At 69.6% G+C, this 421-nt stretch carries 2 protein-coding genes; both read right to left on the bottom strand.

Going from position 1 to position 421, the window contains the following annotated elements; genetic code table 11:
• Nucleotides 1-152: response regulator (locus AOK24_RS50620; protein WP_240553890.1), on the bottom strand; the 152-nt coding region annotated here is incomplete at its 3' end.
• 11 nt (nt 153-163) lie between these two features.
• Nucleotides 164-421: hypothetical protein (locus AOK24_RS13685; RefSeq protein ID WP_055720337.1), on the bottom strand; the 258-nt coding region annotated here is incomplete at its 5' end.

The following is a 421-nucleotide window of genomic DNA, read 5'->3' as shown; positions in this document are numbered from 1 at the left end:
AGGACGGCGACGTCGGGCCGCCGCTCCCGGAACAGCGCGAGCCCGCTCACCCCGTCGGCGGCGGCCCGCACCCGGTAGCCGCGCGCCTCCAGCGTCAGCTGCGTCGCCTCCCGGATCAGGTCGTCGTCCTCGACCAGCAGCACCTCAGGCAAGGTGGTACCTCTCACTCGTCCGGCACATCCAGAATCGTGTCCTCATTGCCCTCGGCCCAGAACGGGGCGGGCGGTTTCAACGGAGTAATAGCGGCATGCCCGTAATAAGCAACGTCCCCCCGCCGGGTCAGCCCACTCAGAACGACCTTCACGCGGTACTCCGCCATCTTCCCGTCGTTACACCCGGCCAGGCACCCGGTGTCCTGCGCGACCCCGGTCGCCACCGGCCGCGCACTCCCCCACCCCTCCCAGCGCAACCCCTCCAAATA

The sequence above is a fragment of the Streptomyces niveiscabiei genome, from assembly GCF_001419795.1.
GTDB lineage: Bacteria > Actinomycetota > Actinomycetes > Streptomycetales > Streptomycetaceae > Streptomyces > Streptomyces niveiscabiei.
This window is presented reverse-complemented; position numbering and strand designations above follow the sequence as displayed.